The organism is Micrococcales bacterium (assembly GCA_009784895.1).
In the GTDB taxonomy this organism is placed as follows: domain Bacteria; phylum Actinomycetota; class Actinomycetes; order Actinomycetales; family WQXJ01; genus WQXJ01.
The window spans coordinates 11,957-34,934 of record WQXJ01000025.1; the positions used below are offsets into that span (position 1 = coordinate 11,957).

The following is a 22,978-nucleotide window of genomic DNA, read 5'->3' on the forward strand; positions in this document are numbered from 1 at the left end:
CGTGGCAGTCACTTTCCACTACGCCGCCAAGTCAGATATTGGCTTGACGCGCGCCAACAACCAGGATTCGGCTTACGCCGGACCGCATTTGTTGGTGGTGGCGGACGGCATGGGCGGCCACGCCGGCGGTGACATCGCCTCATCGGTTGCGATTGCTCACCTGGCCCCACTTGACGATGAAGCCGTTGGCGCCGATGAAGCCGCCGAAGACCTCGAACTGTGTCTCGAATCCGCCCACGACGAACTGCTCGACCTGGTGGCGGACGACCCAGATCTGGCCGGTTTGGGCACCACAATCACCGCCCTGCTGCGCTCCGGCGACCGCCTTGTGCTGGGCCACATCGGTGATTCACGCGCCTACTTGCTCAGAGAAGGCGAACTAGAGCAAGTCACGGTTGACCACACTTTTGTCCAGTTCCTGGTGGACTCCGGGCGTCTCGAGGCCGACCAGGCCGAACGCCACCCCCAAAGGTCACTGCTGTTGCGGGTATTGGGAGACGTCGAGTTGATTGGCGGACTCGATATTTCCGCCCGCAAGGCTGTGGCCGGTGATCGCTGGTTGCTCTGTTCCGACGGACTGAGCTCGGTGGTTTCGCTGGGCACTATGACCAAGACCCTAATGACCGAATCCGACCCAGCCACCTGTGCTGACCGGCTGGTCGAACTAGCGCTGCGCGGCGGTGGCCCCGACAATGTCACCTGTGTGGTGGCCGATGTGGTCGACCTAACCGCCTCCGAGCCGGTCGAAACGGCCGTCCAAGTTGTTGGCGCAGCCGCGATTGACCGTAACCGGCCCACCCGCGGTGGGGGAGGGGCAGCCGGGCGGGCGGCGTCACTAGGCCAGAAGACCGAAACCGACGATGCCGATCTGCCGGACACGCGTAAGCCATCTCGCCTGGGGCGCAGGCTGACCGTGCTGGCGGTTTTGTTGGCCCTGCTGGCAGCAGTAGCTGTGGGCCTTTTCGCTGCCTACCGCTGGACCCAGACCCAGTTCTACATTGCACCTGAGTCCGGTCAGGTTGTCATTTACCAGGGCATACCCCAGTCAATTGGACCAATTCACCTGTCTCATGTGGTCAAACGCACTAACGTGCAGCTTGACGAACTGAATCAGATGTGGCGTGTGCGGTTCAGCCAAACCTTCCCGGTCGATGATCTGGACCTGGGCCTGTCAACTGTGATTCAGGCCAAAAGCGAATCGGTACGGTCCCAGCCCACCAACCCGCCAATTCCGGCGGCCCCAGCCAGCCCCCGGGCGTCCCCTTCACCTTCACCCTCACCATCACTTTCGCCCTCGCCCACCGCTGACCGCACAGCTGGGGGATAGATGGCCACCATCTTGCCGAACCAGGCCCGTTCCGGTCGTTGGGTCGAGTTCATGCTGCTGGCCATGGCGCTAGGCGTGTCTTTCTTCGCCTACGCCCAGGTTGGCTTGGCCATGACCGGTCACGTACCAGCCGAGATGAATCTCTACTGCGGTGCCTTCACCGTCCTGGCCTTGGCTTTCCATTTACTGGTGAGATGGCGAGCGCCCTACGCCGATCCGGTCCTCCTACCGGTTGTGGTGACGCTGAACGGGATAGGCCTTGCCATGATTTATCGCCTAGACCTGACCTACCGGGCCAGTGAGGTCACACAGCACGCCGACTATGTCGGAATTTCGACCAAGCAAATGCTGTGGACGGTGATCGGGGTAGTAGCAGCAATGGCGGTGGTGGTCTTGCTGCGGGACCACCGAATCTTGCGCCGTGTCACCTTCACCTCAATGATCCTGGGCCTGATTGGCCTGCTGCTGCCACTGGTGCCGGGTATCGGGGCCACAATCAATGGCTCGCGAATCTGGATTCATCTTGGACCGTTGTCGTTCCAGCCAGCCGAGTTGTCCAAGGTCTTGCTAGCCATCTTTTTTGCCGGCTACTTTGTGACCCACCGTGACGCCATGTCATTGGCCGGGCCGCGCCTGCTTGGCCTTCAGCTACCACGGTTGCGTGATACCGGGCCTATCTTGTTGGCCTGGGCGGCCTCGCTGGCCGTCCTGGTCTACCAAAAAGACCTGGGCACATCACTACTGTTCTTTGGCGTCTTCGTGGTGATGCTTTATGTCGCCACTGACCGGCCCAGCTGGATCATCTTGGGGCTGCTGCTTTCGGCCGGCGGCGTCTTTTTGGCGTATCAGTCGTTCAGCCATGTCAAGGCCCGTTTCGAGATTTGGCTTGACCCCTTCTCCCAGACGCTTTACGACCGCGATCCGGGCGGTTCTTATCAGATTGTCCAGGGCCTTTTTGGTCTGGGCAACGGCGGCCTATTCGGCACTGGTTGGGGCCGCGGCCGCCCGGCCATCACCCCACTAGCTTTTTCCGATTCGATCATTCCCTCGCTGGGTGAAGAACTGGGACTAACCGGGCTGTTGGCGATCCTGTTGCTGGGGTTGATCTTGGCCCAACGGGGCTTGCGCACGGCCATTGGGGTCAGGGATGGCTTTGGCAAGCTTCTGGCCGCTGGACTGTCCTTCGCCATGGCCTTCCAGGTTTTCGTGGTGATTGGCGGGGTCACCCGGCTCATTCCTCTAACCGGCCTGACCGTACCGTTCCTGGCCTACGGCGGGTCCTCCTTGGTGGCTAACTGGATCATTGTCGGTCTGCTGCTACGGATTTCTGACGGCGCTCGCCGCCCGGCCCCACCAACCTCGGAAATCGACCTGGCTCCGGTGATTGAGGCTGAGCGGCAGCGGGCCGCCGCCAACGCCACTGCGCCCAAGGCGGTGAGCCGGGTATGAACACCCAAATCCGGCGGACCACTGCCCTGGTCATCGTGATGTTTTTGGCCCTGGCCGGGGCCCTGACCTATGTCCAATTTGCCAAAGCCGGCGAACTCAGGGCCGACCCGCGCAATTCGCGCACCTACTACGACTCCTTCGACCGCGACCGTGGACCGATTGTGGTGGCCGGTGGCGACATCATTGTTTCCTCCAAGCCGGTCGACGACGACTACTCATACCAACGCCTTTACGCTGACGGTCCGCTTTACGCGCCAGTTACCGGCTATTTCACGGTGGTGGGCCCACCCAGCGGCATTGAGGCAACTGAAAACGACGTCCTAGTTGGCACATCCGATTCGCTTTTCTGGACCCGTGTCCAGGACCTGTTCACCGGCAAGCAACCGCGCGGTGGTGCGGTCGAATTGACCATCGAACCCAAGCTGCAACAGGCCGCCTGGGACGCCCTGGGTGATCAACGCGGCGCCGTGGTGGCCTTTGACGCCAAAACCGGCGAGATCCTGGCCATGGTCTCAAAACCAACTTTCGACCCCAACGACCTGGCAGTCCACAACCAACAGCAAGTCAACCAGGTCTACCAAACCCTCGAAGCCGACCCTTCGCGCCCGCTGTACAACCGCGCCATCGGCGGCGATTTGTATGCCCCCGGCTCCACTTTCAAGCTGATTACGGCCGCCGCCGCGCTGGAGTCCGGCCGCTACCAGCCGGATAGTCAACTTGACGCGCCCACCGCCCTTGACCTGCCCGGTACCTCCCACAAGCTGACCAACTTTGGTGATTCGAGCTGTGCCTCCAGCGGCAAAATGACCCTGGCTGCGGCTATGACAGTGTCCTGCAACACGGCCTTTGGCAAACTGGGCATGGATCTGGGTGAAAACGCCATAGCCCGCCAGGCCCAGGCTTTTGGCTTTGGGCGCGCCTTGGAGCTGCCGCTGGCTGTGACCCCTTCGGTTTTCCCTGCCGAGATGGACAAAGCTCAGTTAGCCATGGCTGCCATTGGCCAATACAACGACAAGGCCACACCTTTGCAGATGGCCATGGTGGTCGCGGCTATCGCCAACGGCGGATCACTGATGACACCGCATCTAGTGCGTTCGACCCGAGACGCCGACTTGCAGGTCATTTCGACCACACCGACCTCGAAGCTGTCCCAGCCGATCAGCCGAGCCACGGCCAATCAACTCAAAGACATGATGATTTCGGTGGTTGATGATGGAACGGCTACACGCGCCCAAATCGACCAGGTCACGGTCGGCGCTAAAACCGGCACGGCCCAGAAAGATGGAGGCCAGGCGCCCGATGTCTGGACAGTTGGCTTTGGCGAGGCCGCCGGTCGCCTACTGGTCGTGGCGGTGGTAGTCGAAGATGGCGGCACCGTAGGCCAAAGTGCCTCCGGTGGCACGGTGGCAGCCCCGATCATGCGGCAAGTGATTGAGGCGGGGTTGGTGCCATGAGGCCAGAAATTGGTGCGCAGCTGGCCAAAGGCCGCTATGAGCTGGTCGCCCTGATCGCTGTGGGCGGTATGGGTGAGGTCTGGCGGGCTCTTGACACCGCCAATGACCGGACCGTGGCCATCAAGGTGCTGCGGAGCGAATACACCGGAGATGAGACTTCGCTCAAGCGTTTGCGGATCGAGGCCAATAACGCTTCGATGCTGCTGCATCCCAACATTGCCACTGTCTTCGATTACGGCGAAGAAGAGGGCACCGGTTACTTGGTGATGGAGTACGTCGACGGCCAGTCGCTGGCAGACGTCTTGTCAACCCACACCACGGTTGCGCCAATGCGTTTGCTACCGATTCTGATCCAGGCGGCCCTAGGTTTGCAGGCAGCCCATTCAGCCGGCGTGGTCCATCGTGACATCAAACCCGGCAACATCCTGTTGGGACCAGCTGACCAGGTCAAACTAACTGATTTCGGCATTTCGATCACCCCTGGCCAAGCCCCGCTGACCGATACCGGCAAAGTCATGGGCACGGCCCAGTACCTCGCGCCCGAGCAGGCCCTAGGCGGCGTGGCCACCCCGGCCGGTGACCTTTACGCCTTAGGCATCATCGCCTACGAGTGCTTGGTTGGCGAGCGCCCCTTCACCGGGGCCAATCAGGTCGCCATTGCCTTGGCCCAGGTGCGCGAGGCGCCACCGCCCCTGCCAGGTTCAGTCGAACAGTCACTTTCCGATCTGATTATGGTGCTACTGGAAAAGGACCCGGCTGACAGGCCGGCCGATGGCGCTGACCTGGCCGAAAGGCTAGGTCAAGTACTGGAAACTCACCGCCAACTGGCTTCGAAGTTGTTGGCGGCCCGCCGCCGCCCGGCCAAACCGGGCACCAGCGAATTGGAACTGAGTCGAGAAGAGCTCTTCCCACAGAGCGAACCGGTAGTGGCCATGCCGCCGTCAGAACCATCTCCCAGACTGACTCCCCCAAGCCACGAGTTGGCCGCACCGGCGCTAGAAAACAACCCCCAGGCCCTCCTGGTGGGCCAGACCAGACCGAGTGCCGCTGGAACCAAAGCGGCCACGGCCAAGACGGCCGCTCCAGCGGCTAAACCTAGGCGACCGGTCCGGCCGGTGGCGCCGGTCAAAGCTGATGGCAGGCCCAGACCTTCTGGTCTGGGGCCGGCCCGCCAAAGGTTGGTCCTGGCCCTCATCGCGCTGGCCCTGATCGCCATTATCATTGTGGGACTGGTCACCGCCTATGGTGCACCCAGCGCTGAGTCGGCCCCGCCGACCCACATCACCGGCCAGGCAGACAATTTCAAACGTGGGATCATCATGCTGGAACACACGGCGCCTAATGGCGTCTGGGATGAAAGGTAAGCAGTTGGCGGAGTTCACACCGCGCATTTTGGCCGGACGCTATGAAGTTGGAGAGCTGATTGGCCGCGGCGGCATGGCTGAGGTCCACGTCGGCAAGGACACGCGCCTGGGACGGACGGTGGCGATAAAGCTGCTTCGCTCCGACCTGGCCAAGGACCCAGCCTTCCAGACCCGGTTCCGCCGGGAAGCCCAGGCGGCGGCATCGTTGAACCATCCCGCCATCGTGTCGGTCTATGACACCGGCGAGGATGTCACCGTCGACCCGGCGGGCCAAACCCATCACCTGCCGTTCATCATCATGGAGTACGTTGAGGGCCACACTTTGCGTGAGTTGATGCGCGATGGCGCGGCGCTGCCCATCGACGAAGCCACCGACATCACCGTTGGGGTGTTATCCGCCCTGCAATACGCCCACCACGCGGGCATTGTGCACCGGGACATCAAGCCGGCCAACATCATGTTGACCGTAACCGGCCAGGTCAAGGTCATGGACTTTGGCATTGCCCGGGCCCTGGCCGAAACTTCGGAGACTATCACCCAAACCCAGGCCGTTATCGGCACGGCCCAGTACCTCAGCCCGGAACAGGCCCGCGGCGAAAACGTCGACGCCCGTTCTGATCTGTATTCGACCGGTTGTGTGCTTTTTGAACTGCTGACCGGCGCACCGCCATTCGTTGGCGACTCGGCCGTGTCCGTGGCCTACCAGCATGTCCGCGAAGCCGCCGTACCGCCCTCAACCAAGGCACCAGATGTGCCGGCCGTGTTGGACCAGATTGTGCTCAAGGCCCTGGCCAAGGACCGCAACTTCCGCTATTCGACGGCCTCAGAATTCCTAGCTGATCTGGAGGCAGCCAAACAGGGTCGAGGCGTCTCGGCTCCGCCGGTTGGTCCGGCCACCGCCGCCACTCAGTTGCTGGCCCCGACCGCCGCGACCGCGGCCGCCGCGCCCATGTCACCGACACCGGCGGGCGGGTTGACGGGCGTACTGCCAAGCGATGAGGAGCTTGAAGAAGAGGCCGAAAGGGCCAGGACCAAAAAGAAGCGCATCATCATCATTTCGGTCATCGCCGGGGTCGCCTTGATTGTGCTGGGCATCCTGCTATTCATGATTCTGCGCGGCGGCGGGGACGAGCCCCCAGCCGATGCCGTCATGGTCGAGGTTCCGGCCGTACCCGAATCTCGCAGCGAAGATGACGCCAAAGCGGTCCTGGAAGAAGCCAAGTTCAAGACCGAACGCAAAGAAGAAGTCTCTGAGGACATCGAAGAAGGCAAAGTCACTCGATTTGACCCCGAATCCGGCCAGAAGGCTGAAGAGGGTTCAACAGTGGTCTACTTCGTCTCGTTGGGATCCTCGGCCCTGGAGGTGCCAGATGTGGCTAGCCGCAGCCAAGACGAGGCCCGCCAAATGCTCGAGGCCGCCGGGCTGGAGGTGGCCAGCAAGGTCGAAACTGCTGACAGCCCCACTGTGCCAAAGGACAATGTCGTCAAAACTGACCCGGCAGCTGGCCAGACGGTCAAACGCGGTGCCACTATCACCCTGTACGTCTCAACCGGCAACAACGTGGTACCTGATTGCGCCGGCCAGACCCAGTCGGAATGCACCAACGCCCTGCAGGCAGCTGGTTTCACCGTCGGTGATATTTCCGACCAAACCTCAGAGGCCGCGCCAGGCACGGTTATCGCCACCAGCCCGGCAGCTGGATCGACCGCCGCCCAAGGCTCTCCGGTTTCGATTGTGATTGCCCGGGCGCCGGATATGGCGACCGTGCCGGCGGTGGCCGGTTTGACCGTGGGCCAGGCCAAGACCCTGTTGGTGCAGGCCGGGCTGGTACCTAACGTGGTTGGAGATACGGGCGATGACGCCAAAGTGGTGGCCGTTGACCCGGCACCCGACACAAAGGTTGAAAAGGGCTCAACTGTTACCATCCGCGGCGAGCGGCCACCGCCCCCGCCTTCTCCAACTGCCAGCCCCTGAGTTTGAGGCAGGCCGAGGGGTTGGTGAATGATGCGCGTCGATGGCCAGGACCGTGGGCCAAGTGGTGCTCCCCGCCCGGCGGACCCGTCAAGGCCTGCCTTGGCCCCGGACCAGCCTGCCAGCGAATCTTCACTTGACCTTCGCGGCGAAACACCGCCAGGAGGAGAGGACCGCCCGGCCAAGCGTCGCTGGGCGCTGGCCATCATCTTGGCGGCGCTACTGGCTGCTGCCGGCATCATCTGGACCCTGACCCTGCCGGCGGTGGTGCCGGAACTGTCAACCCATGTCTGGCCCAAGGTCACCCTGCCGCCCAAGCCCAGCCCAACGGCATCGGCCAAACCGCCCCAACCCACGGGCATAACCGAGGTGGCCCACCTGCCCGGCCAGATCGACATATATGCCGGGCCCGGCGGGGCGGTTGACCGAAACATTGAGGGCACCTGGTGGGGTTATCCGGGCATTGTGCCGGTAATCGACCGGCAGGGTGACTTTCTGCACATCAGGCTGCCGATGCGGCCTAACGAGACAACCGGCTGGGTGCGTGAGGATGAGGTCGAGCTTTCGACCACGCCGTACCGCATTGAGGTGTCGGTGGGCGAGTGGCGGCTGCGCCTTTTCGAAGCCAATCAGCTGGTGCTGGAAGTGCCGGTAGCGGTGGGCGGGCCGGCCACGCCAACTCCTCTGGGCCATTTCTATTTGACCATGCTGGCCCCGGGCCCAAACGCCAGCTACGGCCCGCAGGTGTTGGCGCTTTCAGCCCATTCGGAGACCATCAATGACTGGCAAGGCTCAGGCGACGCCATTACCGCCATCCACGGACCGGTTGGGGCCGAGGCCCAGATCGGCACCACCGGCGGTGCCTTTACCAACGGCTGCATCCGCCTGCATATGGCGGACTTAGAACAGCTCTATGTGGTGCTGCCCGGCAGTCCGGTCGACATAATCCTTTAAGGGTTCGGCTCGTCGCCTGGCGCCGGATCTGTCACCGTTGGCTCTTCGTCACCGGCCGCCGGATCTGTGGCCGATGGCGATTCGTCACCTTGGGCTGGCGCTGTCACCGTTGGCGTGGGGCCGGGGCTTTCCGGTCCGCCCTCGATGGTCGACTGATTGAAAGGCAGCTTGGGTGAGATCCAGGGGAAAAAGAACTGGAAACACAACGCCACAACGGCGCCAATTAGGGCCAGGGCAAAGAAAAGCTTGACCCACCAAGGCCCTGGGGCCTGGCGCCACAACCATCCGTACATCGCTATTCACCAACCCCCAAGGCCTCGAGCTTGCCTTCGTCTTTGTCGGTCCAATAGGCCATCTCAAACCAGACCACAAAACGCTGCCGGGCCGAGAACGGCGGGTGACAAGTGGTAAAGGTCATGATGCGCTTGGTCGGCACCGCGCCAGCTTCATTCGGCACCGGCCAAACCACCCGGTATTCGTTGGGGTAAACCACTTCGGTGCCATACATTTTGTAGACCAAGTAACAATTGGGGGTCTCCAAGATGGCCAGGTCGTCTACCTGGAGTTCTTCAACCCGGTTGTAGGGGGCGCCGTAGGTGGTGCGGTGGGCCGAGGTGGCAAAATTGCCAATCTCGCCGGGTTTTTGGGTGTCTGGGTAATGACCAATCACACCCCGGTTGAGGATTTCGACACGATCAATGCCTTCTACCACCGGGATGTCGTAGTCTGCGCCCCACCTTGGCACCAGCATCTGCCCCCAAACCTCGCCGAAAGCCGGGACCGGGCCAACGCATTTTTCGGCCGGGGCACCGGTGTGCTCAGGGGCAAAGCCGCCCTCAGGTGTGACCCATCTTGGGTCGGACCTGATCTCTTTGACCTCGGCCCTGACCTGCCTATTGGCTTCAACAGTGGTCCAAACCAGCTCCCACACCACATACAAACCCAGCAGGCAGCCTGCGGTGATCAGCAACTCGCCCAAAATGCCAGTGAAAATGGCGAAAGGACGGCGTTTGCGCCGCTTTTTTTCTTCTTCGGCTCTGTGGCTGGGCGGGGGCACCGGTGCGACCGTGCGCCACGCCACCGGGCCAATGCCGTTGTCTTCTTCTTGGTCTTGGTCGACTGGGGCAGCGGAAACAAGGTTCTGATCCGGTGCTGGCGCCGGCTGGCTAGGTGGCGGCGGAGGCGGGGGAGGTTGACCGGTTGCGGCCAGCGGCGCCGTGGCCTGTTGGGGCACCTGCGGGGGATCTGCCGGCCTTTGGGCCGCAGTCCTACCAAGGACGGACTTCCGGCTAATGGCGGCTGAGCCGAGGGCGGCCGCAGCGCTGGCCTCATCGACATGAGGCCCAGGGCCAGGTAGGTCCTCGCCCTGCCGGCGGCGACGCAGCATCCGCTCAACGTCGTCGTGACTATCAGGGCCCTGGGTCATAACCTTTCCTTACCTGACGTCGGTTTGGCGTAGCGAAGGGACAAATTGGTGCTGGCCGCAGCAGCCAACTCTAGCCGATTTGCTTTTTCGACCGACCAACCCAAACCTAGTGCGCCAGCGGACTCAACAAAAGCTTGGACCTGGTAAGAGTCGTCTAAGGCCTGCTCCATTGCCTCTACTGGCCCAATCGCGGCCAGTCGATAGGGCGGTGCGTAGACCCGCCCGCCGACCAAGATGACGTTGCCAACGCAGCGCACTACAGTGGTCGCGGTCAGGCGGTGATCCTGCACCGAAATGGCCTCGGCGCCACCGGCCCAAAGGGCGGCCAAAACGGCGTCAATGTCCTGTTGGTGGACAATTAGCAGCTCTGGACTGAACCCGGAAATGGCCTGACGGGACGAATCGGCCAAAGTCACCTCAAGACCTGGGCCGGTGACCGCAACCGAGCCGGAAGCGATCTGGACCTCCGGTGGCCTAGGCAGCGACGCATCGGCGCCACCGGCATCAAGCAGACTGGCGATCTCGGCCTCAAGGGCGGCGTGGCGCTGGTCGAGCTGGGCGACCTCTTGGTCGCGGGCGCTGACCATGCCGCGCAGCCCCGGTCCGTCCCCCAGCTTGTCACCAGACAGGCGCGCATTGACGGTAAACAGAAGTCCGGCCAGCAGCGCCACCAGAGCCACCGAGACGGCCGCACCAGGCCCACGGGCCCCGAACCACCTGCTCACACGGCCTCCTAAGTAGCTGCCAAGCGGCAGCTGGCCTGATTCCACTACGCTGTATCACCATAACGGTTCGTCGCCTAGAGCCATTCGCCTGGCCAGGTGCGTCCGTGGAAAGTGTTTGATAGCACTTTTTTCATTGTCGGCTGAAGGAGAACCTGCGGTGCCTGAGTCTCGCTCACGCAAGATCAAGAAGCGGAGTTACACCCCGCCGCCTCAATCGAAGTCGAAACCACCGTCGCCCGGGTGGTGGGTTCCCACAATGCTCACCGTCATGCTGGTCGGCTTCGCCTGGGTCATTGTCTTCTACATCAGCCAGGGCTCCTGGCCCATCCGGTCCATTGGCCAGTGGAACCTACTGATTGGGTTTGGCCTGGTACTTGGTGGTTTTGGCATGACAGCCAACTGGCGCTAAGCCCCGCCTTCCCCAGGGTTGTCCACCACTGGGGAAAACTACAGCCATGTAGTTTGTATCTGGCTTGGTGGTTTCACCTAAGTTGAGTCAATAGCCTGGCCGTCCTATGCTACTGTCCACAGCGCTCTACCGGCTTGACCTGCGGATATGCGGTTTTCCACAGCTTTATCAACAGGCTGGCGACCGCGTACAAATTCAGGCGCCTAAACTGATTGACCGTGGCGGTCAATTACAGCGCCAGAGCCACCCAAAGCAGAATCAGAACCGCCCCCCCGCCCAGACCGCCAGCCCAGGCCGCCACCTTTCGTTGCTGCGGCGGCGCATAGGCGTAGACCGCTGCCAGGGCGCTACCGGCTAACAGCCCGCCAACATGGGCCTGCCATGAGATATGGGCCACCAGCAGGCTGAAAACCAGGTTAAGCACAATGATGGTGGCAATACCGGTCATATCGCCGCCCAGCGAGCGCCGTAGCGCCAACAAGGCGCCGAAAAGGCCAAAAACCGCCCCTGAGGCGCCAATTGTCAAGGCCGGTTGGCCGCCACCGCCAAGGGTCACCAACTGCCACCAGGCCAGAACGGCCATATTGCCCGCTACGGCGCTGACCAGTAGTAACACCACCATTCGGCCGCGACCGATGAGCATCTCGATGTTTGTGCCAACCACCCACAGACACCACATGTTGAACAGCAGGTGCATGGGTGTGGCGTGGAGCAAGGCCGCCGTGATGAAAAGATATGGCTTGTCGCCAGCGGCCGGCGCCCAGAAACCAAAGTCGATGACCAACTGGCTGGTACTGGTACCGGTCACGGTCGAGCTGGCCATTTGGGCCACGTAGGCCACCAGACACAGCCCAATCGCCGTCATAGTGGCCCAGGGCTTGGATTGGCTAATCGACACGCCCAGGACTGATTTTGCCGCTGGCCGGGCGGTTTGGGCTTGTCTAATGCAAGCCGGGCAGTGTACGCCCACGGCCGCCGGGGTTTGGCAAGGCGGGCAGACCCGGGCCCCGCAGCGCTGGCATTGAACGTAGGCGATGCGGTCGGGGTGGAAAGCGCAAACCGGCTGGCCGCCTTGGGTGGTCACGGGATGATGTCGACGGCCTCGATCATGACGTCATCAAGCGGCCTGTCGCGCCCGTCAGTTGGGCTAGAGGCGATTTTGTCCACTACCGCTTGCGAGGCTTCGTCGCTGACCTGACCAAAAATGGTGTGCTTGCCGAAAAGGTGCGGCGTTGGCCCCACCGTGATGAAGAACTGTGAGCCGTTGGTGCCGCGCCCGCCCCGCAGGCCGGCGTTGGCCATGGCCAAGACATAAGGCTGGGAGAAATTCAGCTGAGGATCAATTTCGTCATCAAAGTCGTAACCCGGGCCGCCGGTGCCGTTGCCCAAAGGGTCACCACCCTGAATCATAAAACCGCTAATGACACGGTGGAAAACGGTTCCTGGGAAAAGTGGACGCTCGGCCAGGAGACCTGTATCCGGATCGGTCCACGGCTTTGACCCGTCCGCCAGACCAACAAAGTTAGCGACCGTTTCGGGGGCCGAGGCTTCGAATAGTTCGAGATTGATTTCACCACTGGAGGTGTGAATTGTCGCTCGCATCAAACCATCCTCCCATGCCAACTGCTGCCTGGTTGACAAGTCGGGCCAACACCGCCAAGGCCAGGTTGTTCACCAGGCCTGGGACCGGTGAACTAGCATGGAGTCAGTTCCGGGCACTGGCGCCGGCCAGGGCCGAACTTTGGACCAAAGGAGGCCGCGATGGCTAGCAATGACAAAATAGCCGTTCAACTGTCCTCAACGGACTTCAAGCGCCTGGCCAGCGGCGCCCGTGAGGCCGTGGCTCAGGCAACCGAGCTGCTCAGGCAAAAGGCCGCGCCGCAGCTAGGAGCGGCCGTCGACTGGGCTTCGCCTAGAGCCCAGACAGCCTGGCATAAGGGCATGTCGGCGGCGGCACCGAAGGTGGCCGAGGCCGCAGCCATTTTGGGGCCAAAGGTTGACGACGCGCGCGATGTCATAGTCGAAAAGGCCCTGCCGGCCATAGTCGCAGCGGTCGACAACGCCGCCCGGGCGGCAGCTCAAGCGGTCGAACCGGCCAAACCCAAATCGCGCAAAGGCCGCAAACTCTTGGTTATCAGCGCCTTGCTGGCCGTCTTTGGCGCTGTTGTCTACGCCCTTTGGCGCCGCACCCAACCGCTAGAAGACCCCTGGGCAGAAGATGACTTCGAGTCCGGCGAAACCGCACCCGAAGAGAACCTGGCGGGCGCCGCTGGCGATGCCGCCGATGCCGTTGGCCAGGCCGCCGGTACAACGGTCAAAAAGGTGACCGAAGCGGCCAAAAAAGCCGCGGACGCCACCAAGAAGGCAGCCAAGCAACTAACCGAGCATGACAAGGCTGAGCCAGAAGAGGCCAAAGACGGCGAATAGCAAAGCCGCCGGTTTGGCCACAGCTCCATAGGGTTTGGAATTCAGCGCCCTAGGGCTTGGCCGATGCCGCCGACCAGGGTTGGGCAGGCAAACTCGAAGCCAGCCCGGGTCAAGGCGGCCGGGACGGCCCGCTGAGACGCTAGTAGCAGATCCGCAGCCGGGCCGGCAGCGGCGCGAACGGCCAGAGCCGGCGCCCATAGGCGGTTTGGCCTAGACAACTGCCGCGCCAGTTCCTCGACGACTTGGCTTTGGCGAGCCGGGTTGGGACCGGTGAAGTTGACAGGGCCCTCCAACTGCGAATTGGTTAGGGCGAAGTCGACCGCACGGCAGTGGTCAAGAAGACCGATCCAAGGCCAGAACATCTGGCCGCTACCCAAGCGGGCGGCCAGACCCTTTTGGGTCAACAGGATCAGCGGCTGCAAACCGCCAGTTTTGGCCAAAACCAGTCCGGTGCGGGCCAAAACCACCCGCGTCGAGGTCCGAGCCGCGTCGGTGGCCGCCTCCCATTTGGCACAAAGACCGGCCAAGAAACCCTGCCCGCGAGGTGAGTTTTCGGTCAATACCGTCTCGCCGGCGTCACCGTAGTAGCCAGTGGCCGAGGCGCTAATCCAGACCGCCGGCGGGTTTGGACTGCGTCCAATGGCACGGGCCAGGGCCGCGGTCGAATCGAGCCTGGAGGCGATGATCTGGTTTCGGTAGGCCTTGGTCCACCACGGCTTGGCTAGCGGGCTACCGTTGAGCGAGATCACCGCCTGGGCCCAGTCACAAGCCTGGTCGGGGACCTGGTCAAGCCCAGGTTGCCAAGGCCAAACCAAGGGGTCGGCATCGGCCGGGTTACCGCGCACCAGCCGGCCCACCTGATGCCCTAACTGTTCAAAGTGGCGGCGTAGCGCCGTGCCGATCAGGCCGGAAGCGCCGGTCAACAAGACCTTCATGGGGCACCATGCTAGGGGGCTGGCGAACAATTCCCGCCGGCCGCGGTCGCCCCCAGGCGGCGCTTTGGAACTTTGGGTTATTCGTAGCTGACTGCCTCCAGCACCGGCAGGCGGGCGGCTCGGGCAGCTGGCCACAATGCGGCCACCATGCCAACCAAGGCCGCCACAACTAAGAGCCCGGCCAGGGCACCCCAGTTGATGACCAGCGTGACCAGACCAATATCCGCAAAGACGGTGGGCAGGGCGGCGGCCAGTCCGGTGCCCAGCGCCAAGCCCAGCACGGTCCCAAAGACTGCGATCAAAACGCCCTCAATTACCGTGATTAGAGCCAATTGGCTCCGACCCAGACCAACTGCGCGCATTAGTCCAATCTCACGGGTACGTTCCATCACTGACAAGGCCAGGGTGTTGATAATGCCGAGCACCGCAATCACTACCGACAAGGCCAGCAGGGCGTAGATCATATTGAGCATCTGAGTGGCCTGGTTGGCGATGGAATCGGAAAACTCTGCCCGGTCCATAACCGTCAGGGTCAAATAAGGCTCGACAGCCTGATTGAGGGACTGGTGAACCAGGTCCAATGATGCGCCCGGTTCGAGTTTGACGGCGACTTGGGCCACCTGATTGATCTGTTCCCAGGCCACCGGGTCGAACAACGGTTCGATCAAATCCAGCGGCAGCATCACATCAATGCTTAAAGCCGGGGTGTCGAAAATCATGCCGATGGTCTGGTCGAGCTCAACCTCAAACGGGGTCTTGGGGGCCAGGACAAGTTTGATTGGGTCGCCCACCTTGAAACCGGCGCTGGCGGCGTAGGACTTCGAAACCGAGGCGGAGTCTGCCGCAGCTGCAATACTGCCTTCAAACTTGTCCAAAGTCAGGATGGCTTCCCAGGAGTCGTTGGGGCCGTTGCCCAACTCGATGTCTTCTAGCTCGCCCGTGTCGACCTGGGCTGGCACCCAGCCCAGCGGGTAGGCCTTGGCGCCGTCGGTCTGATCGATTTGTTTGATGGCGCCTAGCGGGACCGGGGCATAACTCAGGTCCTGAACCATGAAATCGGCGTTCATTTGGGAGTCGAGCAGATCGCCAATCGAAGCGTTGGTCGAGGCGGCCATGACGGTGGTGGCGCCAACCAGGGCCGTGCCGATTAGCAGGGCCGCAGCCGTGTTGGCGGTGCGGCGCGGGTTGCGCACAACGCCGCGCCGGGCCATCTTGCCAAAGGGCTTCAGCAGCACCACAAAGGGCCAGGCCAAGACTCGGGTCAGGGCCGGGGCCAGAGCCGGTGAGGCCGCCGTCAGGCCTAGCAACAATGCGGCCGCCCCAACGCCCAAAGCCGGTCCGCCATCGGTGCCTTGGCGCAAGGCCACAATCACCAAGACCAGGCCCACCACCATCAGGCCTAGCCCAATCCAGGAACGAACCTTATCCGAACGCTGGGTTTGAACCACGCCTTGGCGCATGGCGTCGACCGGCGGCACTTTTGAGGCCCGCCAGGCTGGTAGGGCCGCCGCCAAACAAGCCGTGGCTACACCCAGCACCACCGGGATGGCGATTCCGCCCAGTGTCACCGGCAGCGCGCCTGACAGAGTCATACCTATCGAGGTGAAAAAGCGTTTGATCAGTGTCAGCAGGCCAAAACCGCCGGCTAGTCCCAGCGCCGCACCAATTAGGCCAACAATGGCGGCCTGCCCCACAAACGAGGCGAAAACCTGGCGTGGGGAGGCCCCCAGCGCCCTAATAACAGCCGTCTCACGTTCTCGCTGCCGGGCCACCATGGCGAAAGTGTTGGCGATGATGAACGATCCAACGAACAGGGCGATAGCCGCGAAGACCAGCAAGAAGGTGTTAACGAAACCGAGAATCTGGTCGATCGACTGCTTCGAGGCGGCCCGCATGTCATCAGCCGGGATGGCCGCCACCCCAGCCGGCAGGACTGCCTTGACCGCCTTTGTGACCTGGTCGACTGAGTAGTCGCCTTGGGCCCAAATGGTCATCGATTCGGTTGTGCCGGCCGGGGCGAAGGCCGCCTGGGCCGCCTCCCTTGACAGGCCAACTAGCACCGCGCCGGCGAAGGCGGTCTCCTCGTCAGGCGCCAAGATTCCGGTGACGGTGACCTGCCTGGGTTCTTGCCCCAGCACCACGGTGGTGGTATCCCCTCTTGCCAAACCGGCTCGCTCGGCTGTGGCGGACTCTAAGACGATTTGGTTTTCGCCGGCAGGGTATTGGCCCTGAATCGACCAGTTGACGTAGGGTTCCTCGCCCGGATCGACAGCGAAGGCGGATGAGGGCGCCCCGCCCCCGGCCATACCGGCCGGATTGACCGGCTGCCCGTCCTTACCCAGTAGCACAATTGGCCCGCCCAGGTTGGCCCGAGTCCAGGCCACGCCTTCGACCTTGGCGACGTCTTGGGCCAATGAAAGGGGTACCTGCCCTTGGAGGACTCCTAGCGCGATATCGGGCACTTCTCCGGTATCGACGATGACGTAAATGTCGCCGTCGATTGACGTGGTAATGATCCCGTCGAAGGTGGAAGAAAGCATCGCCCGCATGGCGTAGGTGCCAGTGACGAACGACACGCCTAGTACTACCGCCAGGATCGACATCAAAAACCGGACCGGATGCAGGCGCACATCGCGCCAGGCCAAGCGCAGCATGTCAGGCTTCCTTGGTGGTGCTGGCCAGCTGGCCGTGGCCCGCGCCGGCCGCACCGGCCGCACCGGCCGCTTGGCTGGGCAGGCCATTGGTGTTGCCGTTGCCGTTACCAGCGGCCGCCAGGCGGATGGCGCGCAGGGCCACCTCAATTTCGTCTTGACTGGGGTGGGCCAATTCGCCAGCCACTTTTCCATCAGCCAGGAAGACGACTCGTTCGGCGTAAGCTGCCGCCGCCGCATCATGCGTCACCATTACCAGCGACTGGCCAAACTCGCGCCAGCACCGCTGCAACAGCCTCATGACCTCACGCGAAGTGGTTGAATCCAGGTTCCCTGTCGGTTCGTCGGCAAAGACAATCTCCGGCCGTGTCACCAAAGCCCGGGCGCAAGCCACCCTCTGCTGCTGACCACCAGATAGCTCGGCTGGTTTATGGGTCAACCGGTCGGATAAGCCCAATACCCCGGTAATGGTGTTAAGCCAAGTCTCTTCGACGCTACGGTGGGCCAATTCCAACGGCAAGGTGATGTTCTCCAACGCCGTCAGCGAGGCCACCAGATTGTAAGCCTGGAAGACAAAACCAATTTGGGTTCGTCGCAGTTTCGTCAGCGATCGTTCCGACATTCCCGAAATCATCTGGTCACCAAGCCGAACGGTGCCGGAAGTCGGTCGATCCAAACCGGCCATGCAGTGCATTAGGGTCGATTTACCAGAACCTGACGGCCCCATAATGGCCGTGAATTGGCCCCGGTCGAAATCCAGGTCAACGCCGCGTAGCGCCCTAACCGCGGCTTCGCCTTGGCCATAAACCTTGGTTAGACCGGCAGCGCTGGCCAGTACCTGCCGCTGGGAGACGGCTGGTGGACCGGAGGAGGTGAGGGCCGCATTTTCTATTGTGTTGTGGGACTGGTTTGCCATAACTGCCATTCTGGCGCCTCAGCTGTTGGCAAAGTGCCTGGCTCAACCCCTGGGTTTTCCCTGAATCGACCCTTAGTCGGCTCAGGGGATGGCACTGATCGACCTAGGGGACTGGTGTTCAACACCAGTCCCCTAGGCCACAGACGATGCTTGCCACCGCGTTTTCGCAGGTGGCGCTCGCGCCACCTTGCGTGCAACCCGGCCGGGGCGTGGTTATTCACCACGCCCCTAGTTGGGCCCTCCATGGCAAAGTGAACCTGGTTCCATTCAGTCAGGTGTGGTTGCGCCAATTTCTGACTCGCAGCATGGATCAGGCCAGGCCCTCGGTTTGGCCTACGCCAGTTCGCCGCTAGCCCCAGTCGGTTTGGGCAAAACCCCCAGCTGGGCTCGCCCTAGTGGAGTGTAAAGCGAGCGGCCGCCGCGGCCTTGACCCAGATCGGAACGCATCAACACAACCTCGCCAATGCTCCATTCAGGACCGCGGTAGATCGACATGGCCGTCATTACCTCTTCCAACACCTGGTCTCTGCCGCGGTCCCGGCGGCTGCGGCGGCTGCGGCGGGCAATGGTCAGGTGGGGCCGGTGGGTTGGGTTGTCCGGCCGCGGCTCAGGCCCAAGCCTGGTCAAGGCGGCCATCAGCCGGGTCAGCTCTTTGACCTGGCCGCCCAGGCCAATCCAGGCCGTAGTTCCCCTGAACCAACCAGAGCCCGACAGGTGAACGGTCATGGCTGCCAGCCCAGCCACAGCCTCGGCCAAGGCTCCTGCCAAAAGCTGCGCTGCGGCATCGGGCGCCTCCCCGTAAAAGGCCAAGGTGATATGCCAATTCTCCAGCGGAATGAGGGCGCGGCCGGCTTCAGGCAGATGCGGCGCCAAGGCTCCGGCCAGGTGGCTAGAGACCGGTTCAGGTAGCTCGGCCGCGGCGAATAGTCGCATGTGATTATTCTGGCCGCACCACCGAGCCCCGGTGTACTTGTCCGCGCCGGTTTGGCCAAACCGAGCGGGCCGCTTGGCTGGCGGCGGCCGCTAGCTGCTGGTGGCCTGGCGGCCCAACCAAAACGACTTGACACCGTCTTTGGCCGCCAGCTTGGCCTCGATCAACTTCTTCAGAATCTCATAGGGCACCGGCTTGTCCCACGGAATGCGCACAATAGCGGCGGTGTAGGACAGCCCGGCGGTATCTAGGTCGCCGGCCACCGCCTCAATGCCAAGATGCTCCGGGTCAACCAGGGAGAAATGGTTTTTGGCCGCATCGAAAGCCACAATATAGGTGCCGGCCACCGTAAAGGTCGGTTTGTTCCACTTGAATTCGGTCTTGACCTGCGGATACTGGTCGGTCACCCAATCCAAGACCTGGCACAACTTCTCGCGGTGCTCTGGGCTGTTGATCTTGGCCAAGAAGTCTTCAAACGTCTTCATTGCTCCAGCCTAATCTCAAGTCCGGTGCCCAGTTGACTGGCCAAATCAGGGCCGGGCGACAGCCGAATCAGAGGCTGTCACCAAAGTCCTGGCGGAATTTGGCCACCAAGGCATGCTGCCAGTCGCCAACCGGACGAAGCAGGCCGTAGAAGAAGCGCAGGATAGGCGGCTCTTCGATCCATTCCAGGCCGCCCACCAAGCGCCGGTTGGCGTAAAGCCAGTGGATCCGGTCAATGGCGTATTGGACCTGCGACAAGGTGAAGACCCGGCGGGGCAGGGCCAGGCGCAGCAACTCCATATGAGCCAGTGGCTCGGTGCCGTCCGGCTCGCGCTGCTCTGACAAGGTGCCGCGCTCCATGCCGCGCACACCAGAAGCCACGTAGACCGCTGCTGCGAGCGCACCCGATGGGTACTGACGCTGGTCAACATGGTCGAGGAAGCCGCGAGCGTCAATATGGGCGCCCAAGCCACCGGGCGGGGTAATGACTGGGATGCCGCGCTGGTCCATTTCGTCGACGAAATGCTCAATAAACAGTGGCCCTTGGTTGATCATGTCCTCATCGAGGGTCTCATCGAGACCGACTGTAATGGCCTCCATCTCGCGTACCGACATGCCGCCGTAGGTCAAAAAGCCTTCGAACATTGGCACCCAGGACCGCAGATCGGAATAGACCTCTTTTGAGTTGGTGCAGATACCGCCACCACGGCCAAAGCCCAGTTTGCGGGCTGAGAAGTAGATGATGTCGGCGCATTCGGCAATCGCCAAAGTAATGTCCGCCACTGACCAGTTGGCGAATTCCGGTTCGCGGGCCTTGATGAAGTGGAGGTTGTCCGCCAGCAAGGACGCGTCCAGCACCACTTTGATGCCGTGTTTAGAGCAAAGCTCATAGACGGCGCGGTAGTTGGCCAGCGAGACCGGCTGGCCGCCAATCAGGTTGGTGCCGGCTTCAACCCGGAAGAAGGGGATGTTCTCGGCGCCGCGTTCTTTGATCAGCGCTTCGAGTGCCGCCAGTTCGGTGTCGCCCTTAAACGGGTCCTGGCTGGTGACGGCCACGCCTTCAGGCCCGAGCAGCTCGACCAATTCGCCGCCGCAGGCAGTCACATGCGCCTTCATAGTGGTGAAGTGGTAGTTCATCGGCACTACCGAACCTTCTTCGACATAGGCCCGGGACAGAATATGCTCGGCCGCCCGGCCCTGGTGGCAGGGCAGGAAGTACTCCATGCCAAAGAACTCTTGGAGTTTGGCATGCAAGCGGGTGAATGTGGCCGAGCCAGCATAGGCGTCGTCGGCCACTAACATGGCCGCCTGTTGGTTGTCAGACATGGCGTTGACGCCTGAATCGGTCAACATGTCTAGGAAGACATCCTTGTTTTCCAGCAGGAACGTGTTGTAGCCAGCTCCTTCGATGGCCTTCAACCGGTCCTCAACCGGCAGCAGGGTCAGTTTCTGGATGATTCGAACTTTGTGCATTTCCAGCGGAAACTTCTGGCCGGAAAAATATGCCACCTTTGCCACGGGAGTAGTCCTTCCCTCGGGTCTTAGGGTCAACTGGGACAGCCCACATGGTAGACGCTTGGGGGCCGCCTTGGGCCGGGGCGGCCAATTTGGGTCTTGGTTTGGTCTGGCCTTCGGCCCGATGCCGCCTCGCCAGCCCGGTGGCTCGCGTCCTTAGTCAGGCGGCGAGCTGCCCCAACGCGATAACCCGAACACCGTCCTTGCGTCTATAGCTGGTTGCGCCGGCCGTGATGATGTTCAGCGAAGCGACCCGAGACCATTTGTCCGGGGTCAGTCGATTGCGCAGTCGCAGCAAATTGGTTGCAGCCTGATCAATAGCCCACTGCCCCCCAAGCTTGATTTCACATGCTGCCCAGGTGCCATCCGGGCGCTCGATCACAGTGTCGACCTCCAGGCCTTCGGCGTCGCGGTAGTGGAAAACCCGTGAGTTGATCGTGTCAGCGTAAGCTCGCAGATCACGAACTGCCAGTGACTCGAAAAACAGGCCCAGGGTCTCTACATCGTCCAATAGAGTCCCTGGAGTGACTCGAAGCGCGGCGGCGCCAATTGAAGGATCAACAAAGTGCCACCTTGGCTTAACCCGTTGGGCAATGGAGGACCGCAAATGGACCGGCCAGGCCGGTAACTCGTCAAGCACGTAGATCTGTGTCAACTGGTCGAGGTATTTCCTAACTGTCTGCGCCGTGGGTCCCCTTTCGCCAATCTGCGCCTCGGCGGCCAACTTGGTCAGCGACACTTCCGTTGCCGTGTTTCGGGCTAACGCCCTGATCAAGGCGGTTATTCTGACCGGATCAGGCGCAGAGTCAAGGGCTTGCAGGTCTACGCTCGACAGGTTCTCTACGTAGTCGACCAAAGCATCAGAAGCGGTCGCGGCCGACTGGTCGACCAACCCAGGCCAACCCCCCCGAACGATCAGCTCCGCATATTCGGCCACAGTCGGTCCACCGATGGCCCCTGAATCCCATTCGCCCCACAACGACGCCAACTTGACCTTTCCGCTCGATTCGCCACTTTCCGCCAGCGCCATCGGGCGCAATGTCATTCGGGCGATTCGCCCGGCACCACTGTGCCTGGTCAAGTCATCACTGGGAGCCGCCGACCCCGTCAGGATGAATTGACCCTTAGCCTGCCGGCTGTCAATTTCGTGCCTAATGGAGTTCCAGACATCTGGCACCAACTGCCATTCGTCGATCAAACGAGGCGCTTCGCCTTCGAGCACCGCACCTGGCTCCACCTGGGCCAGCTGGCGTGGACCAGATTCGTCTAGCCGGACAAAGCTCTTTGCATGCTTCAGTGCCGTGGTCGTTTTGCCGACTTGACGCGCCCCGCGGAGTAGAACGCCACCAGAAGACCGGAGCTTGTTTTCGAGCCGCTGGTCGATCAGACGCGGGCGATAGCTTGGCATTGTTACACCATACTCTCCAGTCACGGTTTTAGAGGCATATGGTTCAGCGTTTTAGAGGTTTTCTGATCATTGTTTTGGGGCTCTGCTTGACTTTGACCAGCGTTTACATCTCACTCAGGTTGGATCTGCGCCTGTCGATTTGCCTCCCGTCCGATGCCGCCTGGCCAGGCCGGTGGCACCCAGCCCGCTAGCATGACATCAAGTAGTCGACGCCGGCTATCGCTAAGTCCTGAAGCGAGGCAGTATGCGAGTCCAAGCATTCGATGGGTTTTGGCAGATCGGCCTGGTGGCACGCCATTTCCTGGTCAACGTCTACCTGGTCGAAGGCGACGATAGTTTGACTCTGGTCGACACCGGTTATGGACTGGCCGCTGCGGGCATCTTTGACCAGGCCAAACGATTGGGAAAACCGATCAACCGAATCGCGCTGACCCACGGTCACCGTGACCACGCTGGCGGTGTCGACAAGATGAAGGCCGCCCGGCCTGGCTTGGAGCTGGTCTGCTCCGAACGCGACTGAGGTTACGTTGGTTTTGGCCTGTTTTTTGTGGCCTGTTCAGGGCCTATGGGCAATGACTTCGGCTGAAGTGTTGCCAGGGATACGGCGTGCCGCATCCAGCATGTGACCCGAA

21 protein-coding genes are annotated in these 22,978 nt (G+C 61.9%); 9 read left to right on the forward strand and 12 right to left on the reverse strand.

Annotated elements, in window-relative coordinates; all coding sequences use genetic code 11:
- Nucleotide 1 precedes the first annotated feature (1 nt).
- The 6 genes from FWD29_05915 to FWD29_05940 are packed head-to-tail and all read left to right on the forward strand — an operon-like array spanning nucleotide 2 to nucleotide 8,520.
- Complete coding sequence (locus FWD29_05915) at nucleotides 2–1,327, forward strand: protein phosphatase 2C domain-containing protein (GenBank protein ID MCL2803471.1); 1,326 nt, start codon at nucleotides 2–4, stop codon at nucleotides 1,325–1,327.
- Nucleotides 1,328–2,776 (forward strand): FtsW/RodA/SpoVE family cell cycle protein, encoded by a 1,449-nt coding sequence (locus FWD29_05920; protein MCL2803472.1) that lies wholly within the window; start codon nucleotides 1,328–1,330, stop codon nucleotides 2,774–2,776. It begins immediately after the preceding gene.
- Nucleotides 2,773–4,230, forward strand: coding sequence for a penicillin-binding transpeptidase domain-containing protein (locus tag FWD29_05925; protein MCL2803473.1), 1,458 nt, complete (start codon nucleotides 2,773–2,775; stop codon nucleotides 4,228–4,230). Before FWD29_05920 ends, FWD29_05925 begins: the two co-directional genes overlap by 4 nt.
- On the forward strand, nucleotides 4,227–5,594 hold the full coding sequence (locus tag FWD29_05930) for a serine/threonine protein kinase (GenBank protein ID MCL2803474.1): 1,368 nt from the start codon (nucleotides 4,227–4,229) through the stop codon (nucleotides 5,592–5,594). Before FWD29_05925 ends, FWD29_05930 begins: the two co-directional genes overlap by 4 nt.
- A complete protein-coding gene (gene pknB, locus FWD29_05935; GenBank protein ID MCL2803475.1) occupies nucleotides 5,584–7,569 on the forward strand; it encodes a Stk1 family PASTA domain-containing Ser/Thr kinase in 1,986 nt (661 codons plus the stop codon). Before FWD29_05930 ends, pknB begins: the two co-directional genes overlap by 11 nt.
- A gap of 27 nt (nucleotides 7,570–7,596) precedes the next feature.
- Nucleotides 7,597–8,520 carry a L,D-transpeptidase gene (locus FWD29_05940; protein MCL2803476.1) on the forward strand — a complete coding sequence of 308 codons (924 nt, stop codon included), beginning with the start codon at nucleotides 7,597–7,599 and terminating at the stop codon, nucleotides 8,518–8,520.
- Here the strand turns inward: FWD29_05940 and FWD29_05945 are convergent.
- The 3 genes from FWD29_05945 to FWD29_05955 are packed head-to-tail and all read right to left on the reverse strand — an operon-like array spanning nucleotide 8,517 to nucleotide 10,671.
- A complete protein-coding gene (locus FWD29_05945) occupies nucleotides 8,517–8,813 on the reverse strand; it encodes a hypothetical protein (protein MCL2803477.1) in 297 nt (98 codons plus the stop codon). The genes FWD29_05940 and FWD29_05945 overlap by 4 nt on opposite strands.
- A gap of 2 nt (nucleotides 8,814–8,815) precedes the next feature.
- Complete coding sequence (locus tag FWD29_05950; GenBank protein MCL2803478.1) at nucleotides 8,816–9,946, reverse strand: class E sortase; 1,131 nt, start codon at nucleotides 9,944–9,946, stop codon at nucleotides 8,816–8,818.
- Nucleotides 9,943–10,671: a DUF881 domain-containing protein gene (locus FWD29_05955; GenBank protein MCL2803479.1), complete on the reverse strand. Its 729-nt coding sequence runs from the start codon at nucleotides 10,669–10,671 to the stop codon at nucleotides 9,943–9,945. The genes FWD29_05950 and FWD29_05955 overlap by 4 nt, the downstream gene beginning before the upstream one ends.
- 157 nt (nucleotides 10,672–10,828) lie before the next feature.
- On the opposite strand from FWD29_05955, the gene FWD29_05960 reads away from it, so the two are divergent.
- On the forward strand, nucleotides 10,829–11,080 hold the full coding sequence (locus FWD29_05960; protein MCL2803480.1) for a cell division protein CrgA: 252 nt from the start codon (nucleotides 10,829–10,831) through the stop codon (nucleotides 11,078–11,080).
- 229 nt (nucleotides 11,081–11,309) lie between these two features.
- Here FWD29_05960 and FWD29_05965 read toward each other — a convergent pair whose 3' ends face one another.
- Nucleotides 11,310–12,164: a rhomboid family intramembrane serine protease gene (locus tag FWD29_05965; GenBank protein MCL2803481.1), complete on the reverse strand. Its 855-nt coding sequence runs from the start codon at nucleotides 12,162–12,164 to the stop codon at nucleotides 11,310–11,312.
- Nucleotides 12,161–12,682: a peptidylprolyl isomerase gene (locus tag FWD29_05970; GenBank protein ID MCL2803482.1), complete on the reverse strand. Its 522-nt coding sequence runs from the start codon at nucleotides 12,680–12,682 to the stop codon at nucleotides 12,161–12,163. Before FWD29_05970 ends, FWD29_05965 begins: the two co-directional genes overlap by 4 nt.
- A gap of 159 nt (nucleotides 12,683–12,841) precedes the next feature.
- Here FWD29_05970 and FWD29_05975 point away from each other — a divergent pair, with 159 nt between their 5' ends.
- Nucleotides 12,842–13,507 carry a hypothetical protein gene (locus FWD29_05975; protein MCL2803483.1) on the forward strand — a complete coding sequence of 222 codons (666 nt, stop codon included), beginning with the start codon at nucleotides 12,842–12,844 and terminating at the stop codon, nucleotides 13,505–13,507.
- A gap of 41 nt (nucleotides 13,508–13,548) precedes the next feature.
- Here the strand turns inward: FWD29_05975 and FWD29_05980 are convergent, their stop codons facing one another.
- The 7 genes from FWD29_05980 to FWD29_06010 form a co-directional block, all read right to left on the reverse strand.
- On the reverse strand, nucleotides 13,549–14,442 hold the full coding sequence (locus FWD29_05980; GenBank protein MCL2803484.1) for a TIGR01777 family oxidoreductase: 894 nt from the start codon (nucleotides 14,440–14,442) through the stop codon (nucleotides 13,549–13,551).
- 77 nt (nucleotides 14,443–14,519) lie between these two features.
- The gene (locus tag FWD29_05985) at nucleotides 14,520–17,096 is read right to left on the reverse strand and encodes an FtsX-like permease family protein (protein MCL2803485.1); all 2,577 of its coding nucleotides are present in this window, start codon (nucleotides 17,094–17,096) and stop codon (nucleotides 14,520–14,522) included.
- A gap of 1 nt (nucleotide 17,097) precedes the next feature.
- A complete protein-coding gene (locus tag FWD29_05990; protein MCL2803486.1) occupies nucleotides 17,098–18,009 on the reverse strand; it encodes an ABC transporter ATP-binding protein in 912 nt (303 codons plus the stop codon).
- 333 nt (nucleotides 18,010–18,342) lie between these two features.
- Nucleotides 18,343–18,942 carry an RNA 2',3'-cyclic phosphodiesterase gene (thpR, locus tag FWD29_05995; GenBank protein ID MCL2803487.1) on the reverse strand — a complete coding sequence of 200 codons (600 nt, stop codon included), beginning with the start codon at nucleotides 18,940–18,942 and terminating at the stop codon, nucleotides 18,343–18,345.
- Nucleotides 18,943–19,032: 90 nt separating this feature from the next.
- Nucleotides 19,033–19,425, reverse strand: a complete 393-nt coding sequence (locus tag FWD29_06000; protein ID MCL2803488.1) for a DUF1801 domain-containing protein — start codon at nucleotides 19,423–19,425, stop codon at nucleotides 19,033–19,035.
- A 67-nt stretch (nucleotides 19,426–19,492) separates the two neighbouring features.
- Nucleotides 19,493–20,941 (reverse strand): tryptophanase, encoded by a 1,449-nt coding sequence (locus FWD29_06005; protein MCL2803489.1) that lies wholly within the window; start codon nucleotides 20,939–20,941, stop codon nucleotides 19,493–19,495.
- Between the two features lie 157 nt (nucleotides 20,942–21,098).
- Complete coding sequence (locus FWD29_06010) at nucleotides 21,099–22,346, reverse strand: DUF4143 domain-containing protein (GenBank protein MCL2803490.1); 1,248 nt, start codon at nucleotides 22,344–22,346, stop codon at nucleotides 21,099–21,101.
- 286 nt (nucleotides 22,347–22,632) lie between these two features.
- On the opposite strand from FWD29_06010, the gene FWD29_06015 reads away from it, so the two are divergent.
- A complete protein-coding gene (locus tag FWD29_06015; protein ID MCL2803491.1) occupies nucleotides 22,633–22,866 on the forward strand; it encodes an MBL fold metallo-hydrolase in 234 nt (77 codons plus the stop codon).
- The last annotated feature ends 112 nt before the right edge of the window (nucleotides 22,867–22,978 follow it).